Here is a 15,267-nt window from a genome sequence, read left to right on the forward strand (position 1 = left end):
TCACTGGTTCTGCAAGGGTGCGTCAGCGTGACCTCGCCGACCGCGATCGTCTCCGCACCGGTGACCGTCGACGGCGTCCCCGCGGGCATGCAGTATCTCTACGCCTCGGGCGAGGCCGCCGCTGCCAGCATCCAGGCGTGGAACGCGCTTGTCGGCTATGTCCGTGCGCAGCGTACGCCGACATCGGTCGTCCTCGCGCCCGGCGCGACGCTCGCCGCGCCGCGCTGGACCGCATGCGGCAGCAAGGCAAAGGCCGCGGTGTTCGACGTCGACGAGACCGTGCTGCTCAATCTCGGCTTCGAATATGATGCGTCGACGGGGCGGCCCTGGTCCGAACCGCGCTGGCAGGAGTGGGAGCGCACCGGCATCAAGCAGGTCGCGCCCGTTCCCGGCGCGCTCGCTGCACTGACGCAGTTGCGCGCGATGGGCGTGACGGTGGTCTTCAACTCCAACCGCGCCGCCGCCAATGCCGCACAGACGCAGGCGGCGATCGAAGCCGCGGGACTTGGCCCCGCCCGCCACGGCGAGACCCTGTTCCTCGCCGGCGACGACGCGACCGGATCAAAGAAGGACGGCCGCCGCGCGACGATCGCCGCCCGATATTGCGTCGTCGCGATGGGCGGCGACCAGCTGGGCGATTTCAGCGACCTGTTCAACGCAGGGCAAACCCCCGCCGCGCGGCGTGCGGTGGTGCAGTCGCCGGTGATCACCGCGAAATGGGGGGCAGGGTGGTTCGTGCTGCCCAACCCCGTCTACGGCACCGCGCTGAAAGGCAGCCGTGACGAGGTCTTTCCGCCCGCGATCCACTGGGCGCCGACACAGGGAATCCACTGATGACCGACCACCCCAACGCGATCAAGCTCGATCCCGGCGCCGCGTTGACGGACGAATCGGTCGAGGTCGCGCGGATCTGGATCACCAACAATGCAGGCAGCAACGTGCTGATCGACGCGGGCATCCTCGAGGATCCGGCCGTGTTCGGCTACCTCCTCGCCGACACGATCCGTCACGCCGCCCGCGCCTATGCGGGCACCTGGGGCATCGCCGAGGATGCCGCGCTGCAGGCGATCGTCGACGGCGTCAGCGCCGAACTGCGCGACCAGGTCACGACCATCACCACCATCCAGGAAGGAACGCTCAACTGATGCCGTGGGATCGTAACCAGATGGCGGCGCGGGCCGCACAGGAACTGAAGGACGGCTATTACGTCAATCTCGGCATCGGCATCCCGACGCTCGTCGCGAACAACATTCCCGACGGCATGACCGTCACGCTCCAGTCGGAGAACGGGATGCTCGGGATCGGGCCGTTCCCATATGCCGGCGAAGAGGATGCCGACCTGATCAACGCGGGCAAGCAGACGATCAGCGAACTGCCGTCGTCGGTCTATTTCAGCTCGTCCGACAGCTTCGCGATGATCCGCGGCGGGCATATCGACCTGACGGTGCTCGGCGCGATGGAGGTCAGCGAAGACGGCGACATCGCCAACTGGATGATCCCGGGCAAGATGATCAAGGGCATGGGGGGCGCGATGGATCTGGTCGCGGGCGTCAAGCAGATCATCGTCGTGATGGATCACACCGCCAAGGACGGGACGCCAAAGTTCATCCCGTCCTGCTCGCTGCCCCTGACCGGCAAGAACGTGGTGGACATGATCGTCACCGACTTGGCGGTGTTCCAGCGCGTAGACCATGAGTCACCGTTCAGGCTGGTCGAACTCGCCCCCGGCGTGACCGCGGACGAGGTCGCGGCCAAGACCACCGCGCGCTACACCACCTGATGGGCTATACGCTCGTCACCGCGAACCGGAATTATTCCAGCTGGTCGCTCCGTCCGTGGGTGTTGATGCGGGCGCTGGGGATCGCGTTCGAGGATCGGATCGAACCCTTTCTCGCGCCCGAAAATTACGACACGTTCCGGCTGTTCTCGCCGACCGGGCAGGTGCCGGTGCTGATCGATGGCGAGCGGACGGTGTGGGATTCGCTGGGGATCGCGCTCTACCTCGCCGAGCGGCACGATGGCGTCTGGCCGTCCGATCACGACGCGCGCGCATGGGCGGTCTGCGCGGCGGCAGAGATGCATGGCGGGTTCGCGGCGTTGCGCAACGAGCGGACGATGAACGTCGGCGTCCGCGTCGATCCGGTCCGCGGCAGTGACGCGCTCGACCGCAACGTCGCGCGCATCACCGAACTCTGGGCGGAAGGTCTCGATCGGTTCGGCGGGCCCTGGCTCGCAAGCGCCGACTTCACCGCCGTCGACGCCTTCTTTGCGCCTGTCGCGTTTCGCGTCCGCACCTACGGGATCGATGTCGGTCCGCAGGGCCTTGCCTGGGTCAAGCGGATCATCGCGCATCCGGCGATGCGCGAATGGGAAGACGCCGCGCTCGGCGAGACGTGGCGCGAGGCCGGGCACGAGGCCGAACTGGCGGCCAGCGGATCGATCATCGCAGATTTCCGCCGCTGATGCGCCGCGTTGCCATTGTCATCGCGCTGGTCGTGATCCTGATCGCGGGTACGGCATTCACCGCGGGGCCGGGGACGCTCAGCGTGCTCGACGGCATGATGGGCGGCGGCCGCGGCACTGCGCGGGTGCGGGAGGGCGTTCGGTTCGGCACGCATGGCCAGAAACTCGACGTATGGCGGCCATCGGGCGGCGCGAAGACGGGGCTGCCGGTGCTGATCTTCTGGTATGGCGGCGGCTGGGTACACGGGTCGCGCAGCGCCTATGCGTTTGCCGCGCGGGCCTATGCGACGGCGGGCTACGTCGTCGTCATGCCCGATTACCGCAAGGTGCCAGACGTCCGCTTCCCCGCCTTCCTTCAGGATGGCGCCGAGGCGGTGAAGTGGACGCGCGATCATATCGAGGCGTCGGGCGGCGACCCGAACCGGATCGCCGTCGCCGGTCACTCCGCGGGGGCGTATACGGTCGCGATGCTGACGCTCGACCCGCGCTGGTTGCGTGCGGAAGGTGTCGACCCGCGGATCATCAAGGCCGCGGTCGGGTTGTGCGGGCCCTATGACTTCTACCCGTTCACCGCCAGGCGCGCGATCGATGCGATGCAGGGGGCGGCGGATCCGGTGATGACCCAGCCGATCCACTTCGCGCGACGCGATGCGCCGCCGATGTTGCTGGTGTCGGCGGGCGACGACACGCAGGTGAAGGCGCACAATGCCGACAACCTGACGGCGAAGCTGACCGGGCTCGGTGCACCGGTGCGGCATGTCGACTATCCGGGGCTCAGCCATGAGGATGTGGCGATGGCGCTGTCCAAGCCGTTCCGCGGCAAGGCGACGGTGCTGGCGGACAGCGTGGCATTCCTGAACCGGGCGATGCGCTGACCGCGTCCCGGCCGTTCGAGCGTCGGGGGCGAGGGTGACGACGGACGAGCAAGAACACCGCCACCCTCGTTGACAGGACGGAGCCCTGCCGCCCCGACCTTGGCCCGCCGCCGGATTTTTTCGTGCCCGGCGGCGGGCTTGCGGCCTTACCAGATCCGGACGCGGTCCGCGGGCGCCAGATATTGCGCGTCCCCGGGCTTCACGTCGAACGCCTTGTACCAGGCATCGACGTTGCGCAGCGGGTTGATCGCACGGATCTGCCCCGGCGAATGCGGATCGCTGACGAGCTGCTGGCGCAGCGCCTCGGTGCGGAACAGGGTGCGCCAGACCTGACCCCAGCCGAAGAAGAAGCGCTGGTCGCCGCTATAGCCGTCGAGCACCGGCGCGGGCTTGCCGCCGAGCGACGTGTGATAGGCGTCGAGCGAGATCAGCACGCCACCGAGATCGCCGATATTCTCACCCATCGAGGCGCGACCGTTGATCTTCACGCCGGGCAGGCCCTCGAACGTATAGGCCTCGTACTGCGCGCCGAGTTTGACCGCCTGCGCCTCGAACTTGGCGGCATCCTGTGCGGTCCACCAGTCGCGCAGCACGCCCTTGCCGTCGGACTTGCGACCCTGGTCGTCGAAGCCGTGGCTGATCTCGTGCCCGATCACGCCGCCGATGCCGCCATAATTGACCGCGGGATCGGCATCCGGATCGAAGAACGGCGGCTGGAGGATCGCGGCGGGGAAGACGATCTCGTTCTTCACCGAGTTGTAATAGGCGTTCACGGTCTGCGGGGTCATGCCCCATTCGGCCTTGTCGACCGGGCCGCCCATGCGGTTGCGGCGATAGTCCCATTCGAACCGCCCGGCGCGTTCGACATTGCCGATCAGGTCGCCCGGGGTGATCTGTAGCGCGCTATAGTCACGCCATTTGTCGGGATAGCCGACCTTCACGCTGAAATTGGAGAGCTTGGCCTGCGCTTCCTGCTTGGTCGCGGCACCCATCCAGGGAAGGCCGTCGATCCGCCCGCGCAGCGCGATCCGCAGGTTTCCGACGAGTTCGTCCATCTTGGTCTTCGAAGCCGGCGGGAAATAGAGCGCGACGTAATCGCGGCCGATCGCCTCGCCCAGCGCGCGTTCGGTGACGCCGATCCCGCGCTTCCAGCGATCGCGCTGCTGCGGCTGGCCGTTGAGGAATTTCGAGCGGAAGTCGAAATTCGCGTCGACGAACCGCTTCGACAGCAGGGGCGCGATGTCGTCGGCAGTACGGAACGCCTGCCACGCCTTCAGCGTGTCGAGATCGGTGGTGGCGAAGACCTCGGCGATCTTCGGAAAGGCGGTGTTCTGCGCGACGATCGCGCGATTGGCCTTGTCGATGCCCGCGGCGGTCCAGAATTTGGCCCAGGGGAAGCCCGGCGCCTGCGCCTGAAGCTGCGCGAGCGTCATCGGGTTGTAGGTCTTGTCGCGGTCGCGGCTCTGCGCCCGGGTCCAGTGCGCCTGCGCGATCCGCGTCTCCATCGCGACAATCTTTGCCGCGGCGGCCTGCGCATTCGGCCAGTTCGCCATGCCGAGCATCTGCGCGACATAGGCCTGGTAGCGCACGACCTGCGGAGCGAATTTCGGATCGAGATAGAGGTCGCGGTCGCCGAGCCCGAGGCCCGACTGGCGCAGATACAGCGCGTAGATATCGGGCTGCTTCGCGTCGTCGTTGACGCCGGGACCGAAGAAGCTGGCGCCGAACCCGCCCATCGATTTGCCCATCAGCACCGCGACATCGTCCTTCGTCGCGGCAGCCTTTACCGGGGCGAGTCGCAGCAACAGCGGTGCAGCGTCAGCGCGCTCGATCGCGGCTTCGTCCATGAAGCCCTGGTAGAGCATCGCGACCTTGGCGCGATCGGGGTTGGCGGCGTCGCCGGGCTTGTAGCCCTCGACCAGCGTGCGCATGCGTGCCTCGGACAGGTCGCGCAGCACCGCGAAGGCGCCATAGGACGAGCGGTCCGCCGGGATCTGCGTCTTCTTGACCCAGCTGCCGTTCACATAGTCGAACCAGTCGTTGCCGGGCTTCACGCTCTTGTCCATGCCGGCAAGGTCGAAGCCCCAGCGGCCATAGCGCGTCGCGGCCGCCGCATCGGTTGCTGGCGTGCCCGATGCCGCGTCCTGCGGCAGGATCGATTCGAGCGTGCACGCCTCGTCGATACAGGCGTGAAGGTCCTGCGCGGTGGCGGGCGTGGCGGCGGCGATGGCGATCAGCGAGACAAGAACGGCGAACTTCGATTTCACAGGGCGATCTCCGGGGGAGGGCCAGACCGGGACCGGCAGGCCATGGACGAGAAAGTGCAACAGCGCTGTCGTTTGTGCAATCCTTCTATGTTCCCCGTGCGTTGCGCGTGCCGGCTGTGCGCCGGGCAGCTTTGCGCCTATCGAGCGGGCACGATGATTTCGCAGCAAATGGGGGCAGGATGACACGTATCGCGGGACCGGACGATCATGTCGTCATCGTCGGGGGCGGATTTTCGGGCACGTTGCTGGCGATCAACCTGATGCGGCACGGCGGACCGCGCGCGACTTTGGTCGAGCGGCGCCAGCGCCAGCTCGCACGCGGCGTTGCCTATAGTGCAGCGCATCCGAGCCACCTGCTCAACGTACGCGCGGGCAACATGAGCGCGCTCCCCGACGATCCCGACCATTTCGTCCGCTGGCTCGAAGCGCGCGGTGACGGCGACCGCAAGACGTTCGTGCCGCGTACGACCTACGGCCTGTATCTGCGCGAGATGCTCGACGCGACGATCGCGCAATCGGCGGGGCGGCTGGTGCTTGCGCAAGGGGAGGTCTGCGCGATCGACTTCGCCGGTACCGACCGGCTTGCGGTGACGATGGCAGACGGCAGCGCGATCGCCGCGGACAGTGCGGTGCTCGCGCTCGGCAACCTGCCGCCGCACACGCCGCCGGGGCTAAGCCCCGACGATCTTCCGCCCGGACGCTATAGCGCGGATCCCTGGGCCTCGGACATTGGCGAGGGGCTCGGGCCGGACGACACGGTCGTGCTGGTCGGGACCGGGTTGACCGCGATCGACGCCGCGCTGCTGCTCGATGCCGGCGGATTTTCGGGGCAGATCCTGGCAGTGTCGCGGCGCGGGCTCTCACCGCGGCGGCATGTCGATGGCGCGCCGCCCGCGCGGGTCCTCGACAAGCCGCAGGGGGATGTGTCGGCGATCGTCCGGCACGTCCGCGACCGTGCCAAGGCGGATGGCTGGCGCGCGGCGGTCGACGAGCTTCGCCCCGTGACCCAGATGCTCTGGGCGGCCGCCCCGACGTCGCAGCGCGCACGGTTCCTGCGGCACGCACGGCCATATTGGGACGTCCACCGGCATCGGCTGGCGCCGGAGGTCGCGGACCGGGTCGATGCGCTGGTCTCGACCGGGCGGCTCCGGTTCACAGCGGGAAAGATCGTGTCCGCCGCGGCAGCCGGTGATGCTGTGGACCTTAGCTGGCGGCCACGCGGCACGGACCAGGCGGTCGTCACGCGCGCGGCGCGGATCGTGAACTGTACCGGGCCGCAGGGCGACCTGATGCGATCGAGCGAGCCGCTGATCCGGCATCTGATCGCGGACGGGGCGATCCGGCCCGATCCGCTTCGTCTCGGGGTCGATGTCGATGCCCAGTCGCGGGCGATCGGCCGGGACGGGCATGCCGAACAGCGGCTTCACTGTATCGGGCCGATGACCCGCGGCGGATTGTGGGAGGTCGTCGCGGTCCCCGATATCCGGCAGCAGAGCTGGGATCTGGCAAGGCGCCTGTCGAACGCGCAATGGGTAGGCGGCGAGGGGCTTTAGGATCGCCGGAAGCTTTACGCTGCCAGCATCATGCGATGCTGGCAGCGTATGGGCTCAGAACCGGAACGCCGCGGTGGCGCGCAGGCTGTGCCAGCGGAACTTCTCATCGCTGCGGCGGAAATCGGTGCCGCTGGTGTTTGGCGCGATCAGGAACGGGTTGTTCGCCAGCAGAACCGGGCTGCCGGCCAGCGCCGTGCCCGCCGTCACGCGAACGCGCGCATCGTCATCCTGATACTGGTGGAACATATATTCCATGCCGATCGAGATGTTCTTGGTCAGCTTCTGCTCGATGCCGCCGCCGCCGAGAATGCCCCACTGGTTCTTCGAGCCAGTCGCCGAAAACGCGTTCGCCGTGTTCGTCGTGAAGAACAGATTGTCGATCTTGGCATAGCCGGCACCGAACGTGCCGTAGAACAGCGTGGTGTTGGCAGCATAGCCCAGACGGCCGCGGGCCGACGCTTCCCACTTCAGTTTGCGCGCCATCGTGTAGCTCGCAGGCGTCGTCGAGAAGCCCGAGGTGCTGTCGGTGATGTCGCTCGTGCCGAATTCGCCGACGACGCCGACGACGATGTTGCCGCGCTGAACGTCGAGGCCTGCACGACCATAATAGGCCCAACCATCGTCGTCGTTACGGCAGCCGGAAGCCGCAGCACCGGTACGCGCCGAGCCGTTGCAGAAGCCCGGCGAGAAGGCGTTGGCGCCGGTGATGGTGTTGACGCTGTCGTTGAAGTTGCCGTCGCCGTTGCGGTCGAACAGGATCGACGAGCCGACGTCGTTGCCCTGCACGTCATACCCACCGGCCGCGCCGATATAGACGCCCGAGAACGGACGATCTGCGGTGGTTTCCTGCGCGGCGGCCGGAACGGCAAAAACGCCCGCGACGGCGACGCCGGCGAGCGCGGTCAGTTTCATGTAATGCTTCATGGTCGTTCCCCAAACGAGGGGCCGCGACGCGCCCAATGTGCGCCGCGGCCCAGGTTGTCCTGTTTCAGTTCGTGACGACGATCACGCGTTGGCGCCGCTGGTGCGCAGTGCATCGGTGCGGTTGTTGGTGCCGTTGGGGAAGAAGCCCCCGCCGATCTTTGCGGTGTTGGTCAGATAGGCGATGTTGTGCACCTGTGCGACCGACCGGCTGAACGCCAGCCCGTTGGAGTCGGTCGGGACGATGTTCGACACGGTTGGATCCATGCCGGTGATGCCCTGATCGATGTCGCCGACGATGCCCGTCGTTGCGTTGGTAACGGTGCCGTCCAAGCTGTCGCGCGCGTCGCTGATCTGGTTTGCGGCGGTACGCAGCGACGGCGTCTGCAGTCCCTTGCGATACAGGATCGTGCGGATCAGGCCGGCGTGATACGCCTCTGCCGCGAGGATGCCGGCGGCCGCCTCGAGATAGGTCTTGTTGCCGATCAGCGTTGCGCCGCCCTTATACGCCGAGACGCCGACATCCTCGAAGATGAACGCGCCGAGCAGGAAGCTGTTGTCGTCGGCATACGGATCGAACACGCCCGTATCCGGTACGACACGTGCCGCACGTGCGGCCAAGGTGAAGGCGCCCGGCGCAGCCGCGGTGCCGGCAGAGATGTCCAGTGCAGGCTGTGCGACCGCGGCAGTGCCGAGTGCCCGGCGCAGGAAGGCAACGTGCGCGACTTCGTCGATGGCGATTTCGCGCGCATATTCACGGACGATCGCGTCCTGGAACGGCACCTGTCGGCCACCCGTCACGGCGCCCTGAGTCCCGGTACCGGTCAGCAGGCTGGCGTTGAGGCCAACGCCGAACGTCGCGAATGCGTAGAACTGCGCCTCGAGATATTCGAGGTTGAGCGCGAAGTTCAGCACGTCGGCATCGGTGATGGCGGACCCCGTCGCGGGTGTCGGCGTGGGCGTCGGCGACGGTGCGAGATCGGCATCGTCGTTGCCGCAGGCCGCGAGCAGCGACGCACCGCCGACGGCAAGCGCGCTGCCACCGGCAAAGCGCAGGAAGCCGCGGCGTTCGTTGCGCCGGGCGGCGATGGCGTCGAATATTTCGAGCTTGGTATTGAGGTCGGTCATTGGGTTAATCCCCTGAATAGCAAAGAAAGCTTACGGCAGAGCTGAAGCGGTTCAGGCTGCTGCGGTGCTCGTCTTGATGTTGCCGTTCATGCCTGCCGGGAAGAACCCGCCCGCGGCCACTGCGCCACTGTTCAGGTACACGATGTTGAGCACCTGGCTCACCGAGCGGCTATAGGCGACACCGTCGGCGTCGAGCGGCACGATGTTCGACACGGTCACCGCCGCCTGGGTGGCGGACAGGTTGATCGGCGTCGCGCTGTAGGACGAGATGCCCTGGTCGATATCGTTCGCGCCGAAGATCGTCGTGTTGGCGCCACCGCCGTCGAGGCTGTCGCGCGCGCGCGAAATGGCATCTGCGGAGGTCCGCAACGACGGCACGTCGATACCCTTGCCGTACAGCGTCGTGCGGACGATCGCGGCATGATAGGCCTCGACCGCGAGCAGGCCGGCCGCGGCATCGAGGAACGTCTTGTTCGTGAGCAACGGCGCGGCGCCCTTATAGGCGGTGACGCCGACATCCTCGAAGATGAACGCGCCGAGCAGGAACGCCTCGTCCGAGCCATAGGGATCGAAGGCGGTGCCGGCAGGCACGAGCCCGGCGGCCTGCGCGGCGACCGAGAAGGCGCTGGTCGGCGAGACGCTGACGTCGATCACCGGCTGCGACACGGTCGAGCTGCCGAGCGCGATGCGAAGAAACCTGACATGCGCGATCTCGTCCTGTGCGATCTCGCGCGCGTATTGCTCGACGATGGGATCGGTGAACGCGACCTTGCGGCCGCCACGAACGGCACCCTGCGTACCGCTGCCGGTCAGCAGGGCGTTATCGAGTCCTGTGCCATAGGCTGCGTAGGAGTAGAATTGCGCCTCGAGATATTCGAGATTGAGCGCGAAGTTCAGGACGTCGGCGTCGGTTACCGATTGTGCCGCGGCGGCGCTCGAGAGCGACATAGCGGTCGCTCCGGCTGCCGTCATCGCAGCCGCACCAAGTGCGTTTTTGAAGAACTCACGCCGGTCGTTGCGCCGTTCGACACGGGCATCGAGGGCATCGATCAGATGGGTTGATTGGGTCATTGGCTTCATCTCCCTGAACCAGGCACGTCGGCACACGGTCGGCCTCGATCGCCTCTGGCGGGCGATCCTGTGTGCACAACGGTTCAAGGAACGGGAGCTGGGAGATAAAGTTGCAACTAAATGGAATACTTGGGCAAACTTCTCCAAATACACTAATCATGCGCAATGTTTTCAGTAATGCTGCACCACAGCATTTATAGCGCCATTCAGGATGGCGGGCTTAACTTGTCCTGTGTACGGGTCGCAAAATCCGTGGCGTCATGGCGTTCGTGGAGTTGGCTCGCGGGATCGCCCATGACGCGGTTGACCATGCGGCCACGCTGGACCGCGGGGCGTGCGCCGATCGCATCCGCCCAGCGCTTCACGTTCGGATAGTCCTGGACCTGGAGGAACTCACCAGCGTCGTAGAGCTGCCCCTGGACCAGCGCCCCGTACCAGGGCCAGGCGGCCATGTCGGCGATCGTATAGGCGGCGCCGGCCAGATACGCGCTGTCGGCGAGCCGGCGGTCGAGCACGTCGAGCTGGCGCTTGGCCTCCATCGCGAACCGGTCGATCGCATACTCGATCTTGACCGGCGCATAGGCGTAGAAATGGCCGAAGCCGCCGCCGACGAACGGGCCGCTGCCGACCTGCCAGAACAGCCAGGACAGGCAGGTCGCGCGCGCCGCGGGTTCGGTCGGCAGGAACGCGCCGAACTTCTCTGCGAGATGCATCAGGATCGCGCCGGATTCGAAGATCGGCAGCGGCGTCGTGCCGCTGCGGTCCATGAGCGCCGGGATCTTCGAATTGGGATTGATCGCGACAAAGCCGCTGCCGAACTGGTCGCCTTCGTTGATCCGGATCAGCCAAGCGTCATATTCGGCGCCTGCATGGCCGAGTGCCAGCAGCTCCTCGAGCATGATCGTGACCTTCACCCCGTTCGGTGTGCCGAGCGAGTAGAGCTGCAGCGGGTGGCGCCCGACCGGCAGCCCCTTGTCATGCGTCGATCCGGCGACCGGCCGGTTGATCGCGGCGAACCGGCCGCCATTGTCGCGATTCCAGGTCCAGATTGCCGGGGGGGTATAGGTCGGGGCGTCGGTCATCGGGCTGCTCCGTGCATCGAAAGGGTGGGCTCGGGTTCGGTCTCGACGATCCTAACGCCTAGACGCCGTGATAGTCGCGATACCATCGGATGAAGCGTGGCACGCCCTCGGTGATGCTGGTGGTGGGGGCGAAGCCGAGATCGTTGCCGATCGCGCTGACATCGGCGCAGGTGCGCACGACATCGCCCGCCTGCATCGGCAGGTCCTGGCGGATCGCCTTGCGACCGATCGCCTGTTCGAGCACGTCGATGACCTCGCCCAGCTGTTCGGCGCGACTGTTGCCGATATTGTAGACGCGGTGCGGCCCCATGCTGCCGCCGGGCTTCGCCTGGCCGTCATCCGCGGGCGGCGCATCGAGCGCGGCGACGATGCCGGCAACGATGTCGTCGATATAGGTGAAGTCGCGCTCCATCCGGCCTGCGTTGAACACCGGAATCGGTTCGCCCGCGAGGATCGCCTTGGTGAAGATCCACATCATCATGTCGGGACGACCCCAGGGGCCGTAGACGGTGAAGAAGCGCAGCCCGGTCTGCGGCAGGCGATAGAGATGCGCGTAGCTCTCGCTCATCAGCTCGTTCGACTTCTTCGTCGCGGCATAGAGCGACAGCGGGCGGTCGGTGCGATCCTCGACGCGGAAGGGCACGCTGTCATTGCCGCCATAGACCGACGAGGACGAGGCGTAGACCAGGTGCCGGACTTGCCGCGCGCGCGCGAGTTCGAGGATGTTGAGATGCCCGACCAGATTGGCCCGGGCATAGGCCATCGGATTCTCGATCGAGTAGCGGACGCCGGCCTGCGCACCGAGATGGACGATCCGGTCGATGTCGAGGCCTGCCACCGCCGCGTCGAGCGCGGGCGTATCCGCGAAATCGAGCTTGGCGAAGGTGAAGGCCGCGCCGTGCCGGTCACGCAGATAGGCGAGCCGCGCCGCCTTGAGCGCGGGGTCGTAATAGGCGTTGCATTCGTCGATGCCGAACACCGTCTCGCCACGTGCCAGCAACGCGTCCGCGACATGCATGCCGATGAAGCCGGCGGCGCCGGTTACGATCACTGTCATCGCTGTTCTTTCCTGATGGGTTCGGCGGCACCGAGAAGCGATGCCGATACCAGTGTCAACCCCATCAATCCCGCATCCCTGCTGTGCCGCGCGAGGCGGCGCGAGCGCGACGTCCATCATCGGGACGGCGGCGGCGGTGGCCGGTCTTCAATGTCGAGACCCGGAGAAGAACGGGCAAAGTATTGAAGCCAATCAATACTAAGCCAGATTATAGGACAACTAGCATTTCGCTGCAAAGCAGTATAGCCATAGGCCGCAAGCGCGCGGATACTTCCGTACAGAAACGAGTGGGTGGTATGAACGTAGATCAAGTTTTTGGTGGAACACACTCTCCGGGTGTATCGCCGGAAAAATTTGCGATGCCACCGGGAATGCGGATGCGGTATGACTTGCCCCAGGCAAGCCTTGCCGAATGCCTGACCGGATATGCGATCTATTCGGCCAGTGATCGCAATCCGCTCGTCAACTGGTATCTACCTGCACCAGTTATGATTTCTATTCTGGCGGATGCGGGGCCGATCACCGTGGCGATCGGCAACCATCGGTTCGGGCCGCTCGAGCGCGCCAGTCTCTACGGCCCGACCAGCCGCGCGTTTCGCACCGTCACGCATGGCGGCGTCGCGGTCGGGATCGGAATCAGCGCGATCGGCTGGTCCCGGATGACGTCGCGGCTGGCGGGTGATTTCCGCAACCGCATCGTGCCGCTCGAGACGCTGCTCGGTCCGGAAGTGTCGCGCCGGCTGACGACGGGGCTCGACGCGCTGTCCGACGATGCGATGATCAAGCCGTTCCTGGACGACGTGCTGGAACCGCTGTTCCAGCGCCGGCACCCGCAGGAGGAACTGATCCGTGCATTCGCCGCGCTGACGGTGACCGACGGGGTGATCGAGATGCAGGATGTCGCCGACCGGCTGGGGATCGAGACGCACGCGCTCAGGCGGCTCGCCACCCGCCATTTCGGTATGCTGCCCAAGATGCTGTTGCGGCGCGCGCGCTTCCTGCGGTCGTTCATCCGGCTGATCCGGCCCGATGGCCATGTCGATTATTCGGCGATCGACAGCAGCTATTTCGATGCGTCGCATTTCCTGCGCGACGCGACGACGTTCCTCGGCACGACGCCGCGGCGTTTCCTCGCATCGGAGACGCTATTCCTGAAATCCAGCCTGCGCGCCCGCGCGGCGGTGATCGGCACGCCGACCCAGGCGCTGCACATCCCGACGCCCCCGGTCAGCGTCAGCAGCATCATCCGTACCGTCCATGACGGTCGCGACCAGCTGTCGAGCTAGCCGCAGCGGGCAAATCCGGTTGTGCCCTCCATCGCCGATATGCGTTACGGTAAGGAGAACGCAGATCGGACACGCGGATGATGCAGGAAGTTGAATTGAAGCTCGTCCTGACGGCGGACGCCGCGGACCAGGTCGCGCGCGAACTGCCGTCGGATGACGCGACCCGTACCACGATGCTCGAGGCGATCTATTTCGACACGCCCGAGCAAACGCTGCGGGAGCACGGCGCGTCGCTGCGGATCCGGCGCGCGGGCGATACGCGGATCCAGACGATCAAGATCGACCCGGCAAAGGGCGCGGGGTTGTTCTCGCGCCCCGAATGGGAACGGCCGGTCACGGACGATCGTCCGCGTCTCGACGACACCACGCCGGTCTTCGCGCTGCTCGACGGGACCACCGAGCGGCTCGCGCCGGCCTTCACCGTGTCGGTGGAACGACGCAGCTGGGAGATCAGCGAGAACGGGGCGGAGATCGAACTCGTGCTGGACCGCGGGATGGTCCGGGTCGGCGAGCGGCAGTCGCCGGTCTGCGAAGTCGAGATCGAACTGAAGTGCGGCGACCCGACCGCGCTGTTCACGCTGGCCCGCCGGATCGCGGATATGGTGCCGCTGCGCCTCGGCGTCGTGACCAAGTCCGAGCGCGGTTACGGCCTGACCGGTCCGGTGCGTCGCGCCTTCAAGGCCGAGCCGGTGTCGCTCGATGACGACGCGACGACGATCGAGGCGCTCCGGACGGTTATTGGCGCCTGCCTGCGGCATTATCGGCTGAACGAGACGATCTTGCTCGAGACGCGCGCGCCGGAGGCGCTGCACCAGGCGCGTGTCGCGTTGCGGCGGACGCGCGCCGCGCTCGGGCTTTTCAAGCGCGTGCTGGGACGCGAGCAGACGGCGCATTTCCGGTCCGAGCTGCGCTGGCTGGCCCAGACGCTGGGGCAGGCGCGCGATCTCGACGTGCTGGCGGACATGGCGGCGGCGAAGCTGGGCGCGGGGGACGTCTTTGACCGGATCGAGGCGGCGCGCGGTCTGGCCTATGACGAGGTCGAAGTGGCGCTGGAGTCGTCGCGCGTGCGGACGGTAATGCTCGATCTGACGCAGTGGCTCGCGGTTGGCGACTGGTCGACGGGGGATGCGACGCGGGCGGTGCGCGAGGCGCCCGCCCGCGCGTTTGCAGCGGCGGCGCTCCGCAAGCGACGCCAGGCGCTCAAGATTGACGCGCCATCGCTCGCGCTGCTGACGGACGACGAGCGTCATGCGATCCGCAAGGACGCCAAGACGCTGCGCTATGCGACGGAATTCTTCGCCGACCTGTTCGTCGATGCGGTGCAGCAAAAGCGGCAGACCAAGTTCGTCTCGACGCTCGAAACGCTGCAGGACCGGCTCGGCACGCTGAACGACGCGGCAACGGTGCCCACGATCCTCGCCCGGCTGGGGATGGAGGATAATGAAGCGGCGCTGGTCGACGATCGCAAACACGCCAAGCGGCTCGACCGCGCTGCCGCGGCGCACTCGGCGCTGCTCGACCGGAAAGCCTTCTGGCGCTGATCGGGTTTACGACCGGCGCAGGT

The 15,267-nt window shown here is 66.6% G+C and carries 14 protein-coding genes; 8 read left to right on the forward strand and 6 right to left on the reverse strand.

What is annotated here, in order from left to right; genetic code table 11:
* Positions 1-27 precede the first annotated feature (27 nt).
* Genes C8J24_RS10645 through C8J24_RS10665 form a run of 5 tightly spaced genes read left to right on the forward strand, consistent with a single transcriptional unit; the run spans position 28 to position 3,338 of the window.
* The gene (locus C8J24_RS10645) at positions 28-834 is read left to right on the forward strand and encodes an HAD family acid phosphatase (RefSeq protein ID WP_420894106.1); all 807 of its coding nucleotides are present in this window, start codon (positions 28-30) and stop codon (positions 832-834) included.
* The gene (locus tag C8J24_RS10650; RefSeq protein WP_107932234.1) at positions 834-1,145 is read left to right on the forward strand and encodes a DUF5076 domain-containing protein; all 312 of its coding nucleotides are present in this window, start codon (positions 834-836) and stop codon (positions 1,143-1,145) included. Before C8J24_RS10645 ends, C8J24_RS10650 begins: the two co-directional genes overlap by 1 nt.
* On the forward strand, positions 1,145-1,780 hold the full coding sequence (locus C8J24_RS10655; RefSeq protein WP_107932236.1) for a 3-oxoacid CoA-transferase subunit B: 636 nt from the start codon (positions 1,145-1,147) through the stop codon (positions 1,778-1,780). The genes C8J24_RS10650 and C8J24_RS10655 overlap by 1 nt, the downstream gene beginning before the upstream one ends.
* Entirely contained in the window at positions 1,780-2,463 is a 684-nt protein-coding gene (locus tag C8J24_RS10660) for a glutathione S-transferase family protein (RefSeq protein ID WP_107932238.1), read from the forward strand. Before C8J24_RS10655 ends, C8J24_RS10660 begins: the two co-directional genes overlap by 1 nt.
* Positions 2,463-3,338 carry an alpha/beta hydrolase gene (locus tag C8J24_RS10665; protein WP_107932240.1) on the forward strand — a complete coding sequence of 292 codons (876 nt, stop codon included), beginning with the start codon at positions 2,463-2,465 and terminating at the stop codon, positions 3,336-3,338. The genes C8J24_RS10660 and C8J24_RS10665 overlap by 1 nt, the downstream gene beginning before the upstream one ends.
* Positions 3,339-3,484: 146 nt before the next feature.
* On the opposite strand, the gene C8J24_RS10670 is transcribed toward C8J24_RS10665, so the two are convergent.
* A complete protein-coding gene (locus C8J24_RS10670; protein ID WP_167396743.1) occupies positions 3,485-5,605 on the reverse strand; it encodes a M13 family metallopeptidase in 2,121 nt (706 codons plus the stop codon).
* Positions 5,606-5,784: 179 nt separating this feature from the next.
* Here C8J24_RS10670 and C8J24_RS10675 point away from each other — a divergent pair, with 179 nt between their 5' ends.
* Entirely contained in the window at positions 5,785-7,158 is a 1,374-nt protein-coding gene (locus C8J24_RS10675) for an FAD/NAD(P)-binding protein (protein WP_107932242.1), read from the forward strand.
* 54 nt (positions 7,159-7,212) lie between these two features.
* Here C8J24_RS10675 and C8J24_RS10680 read toward each other — a convergent pair whose 3' ends face one another.
* The 5 genes from C8J24_RS10680 to C8J24_RS10700 form a co-directional block, all read right to left on the reverse strand.
* Positions 7,213-8,082, reverse strand: coding sequence for an outer membrane protein (locus C8J24_RS10680; protein WP_107932244.1), 870 nt, complete (start codon positions 8,080-8,082; stop codon positions 7,213-7,215).
* 81 nt (positions 8,083-8,163) lie between these two features.
* Positions 8,164-9,207 carry a ferritin-like domain-containing protein gene (locus tag C8J24_RS10685; RefSeq protein ID WP_107932246.1) on the reverse strand — a complete coding sequence of 348 codons (1,044 nt, stop codon included), beginning with the start codon at positions 9,205-9,207 and terminating at the stop codon, positions 8,164-8,166.
* A gap of 51 nt (positions 9,208-9,258) precedes the next feature.
* Positions 9,259-10,278 carry a ferritin-like domain-containing protein gene (locus tag C8J24_RS10690; protein WP_107932248.1) on the reverse strand — a complete coding sequence of 340 codons (1,020 nt, stop codon included), beginning with the start codon at positions 10,276-10,278 and terminating at the stop codon, positions 9,259-9,261.
* 206 nt (positions 10,279-10,484) lie between these two features.
* The gene (gene yghU / locus C8J24_RS10695) at positions 10,485-11,360 is read right to left on the reverse strand and encodes a glutathione-dependent disulfide-bond oxidoreductase (protein WP_107932250.1); all 876 of its coding nucleotides are present in this window, start codon (positions 11,358-11,360) and stop codon (positions 10,485-10,487) included.
* A 58-nt stretch (positions 11,361-11,418) separates the two neighbouring features.
* Positions 11,419-12,417, reverse strand: a complete 999-nt coding sequence (locus C8J24_RS10700) for an NAD-dependent epimerase/dehydratase family protein (protein WP_037528139.1) — start codon at positions 12,415-12,417, stop codon at positions 11,419-11,421.
* 377 nt (positions 12,418-12,794) lie between these two features.
* On the opposite strand from C8J24_RS10700, the gene C8J24_RS10705 reads away from it, so the two are divergent.
* Together C8J24_RS10705 and C8J24_RS10710 are read left to right on the forward strand one after the other, a co-directional pair.
* Positions 12,795-13,703, forward strand: a complete 909-nt coding sequence (locus C8J24_RS10705; RefSeq protein ID WP_167396744.1) for a helix-turn-helix domain-containing protein — start codon at positions 12,795-12,797, stop codon at positions 13,701-13,703.
* A 77-nt stretch (positions 13,704-13,780) separates the two neighbouring features.
* Positions 13,781-15,244: a CYTH and CHAD domain-containing protein gene (locus C8J24_RS10710; protein ID WP_107932254.1), complete on the forward strand. Its 1,464-nt coding sequence runs from the start codon at positions 13,781-13,783 to the stop codon at positions 15,242-15,244.
* Positions 15,245-15,267: the final 23 nt, after the last annotated feature.

Origin of the sequence: Sphingomonas aerolata (assembly GCF_003046295.1) — a bacterium.
Classification (GTDB): domain Bacteria; phylum Pseudomonadota; class Alphaproteobacteria; order Sphingomonadales; family Sphingomonadaceae; genus Sphingomonas; species Sphingomonas aerolata.

Coding starts and splice junctions, on each gene's coding strand:
- C8J24_RS10710 (WP_107932254.1), top strand. CDS start 13,781: ATGATGCAGGAAGTTGAATTGAAGCTCGTCCTGACGGCGGACGCCGCG.
- C8J24_RS10660 (WP_107932238.1), top strand. CDS start 1,780: ATGGGCTATACGCTCGTCACCGCGAACCGGAATTATTCCAGCTGGTCG.
- C8J24_RS10700 (WP_037528139.1), bottom strand. CDS start 12,417: ATGACAGTGATCGTAACCGGCGCCGCCGGCTTCATCGGCATGCATGTC.
- C8J24_RS10650 (WP_107932234.1), top strand. CDS start 834: ATGACCGACCACCCCAACGCGATCAAGCTCGATCCCGGCGCCGCGTTG.
- C8J24_RS10675 (WP_107932242.1), top strand. CDS start 5,785: ATGACACGTATCGCGGGACCGGACGATCATGTCGTCATCGTCGGGGGC.
- yghU (WP_107932250.1), bottom strand. CDS start 11,360: ATGACCGACGCCCCGACCTATACCCCCCCGGCAATCTGGACCTGGAAT.
- C8J24_RS10680 (WP_107932244.1), bottom strand. CDS start 8,082: ATGAAGCATTACATGAAACTGACCGCGCTCGCCGGCGTCGCCGTCGCG.
- C8J24_RS10690 (WP_107932248.1), bottom strand. CDS start 10,278: ATGACCCAATCAACCCATCTGATCGATGCCCTCGATGCCCGTGTCGAA.
- C8J24_RS10655 (WP_107932236.1), top strand. CDS start 1,145: ATGCCGTGGGATCGTAACCAGATGGCGGCGCGGGCCGCACAGGAACTG.
- C8J24_RS10665 (WP_107932240.1), top strand. CDS start 2,463: ATGCGCCGCGTTGCCATTGTCATCGCGCTGGTCGTGATCCTGATCGCG.
- C8J24_RS10685 (WP_107932246.1), bottom strand. CDS start 9,207: ATGACCGACCTCAATACCAAGCTCGAAATATTCGACGCCATCGCCGCC.
- C8J24_RS10705 (WP_167396744.1), top strand. CDS start 12,795: ATGCGGTATGACTTGCCCCAGGCAAGCCTTGCCGAATGCCTGACCGGA.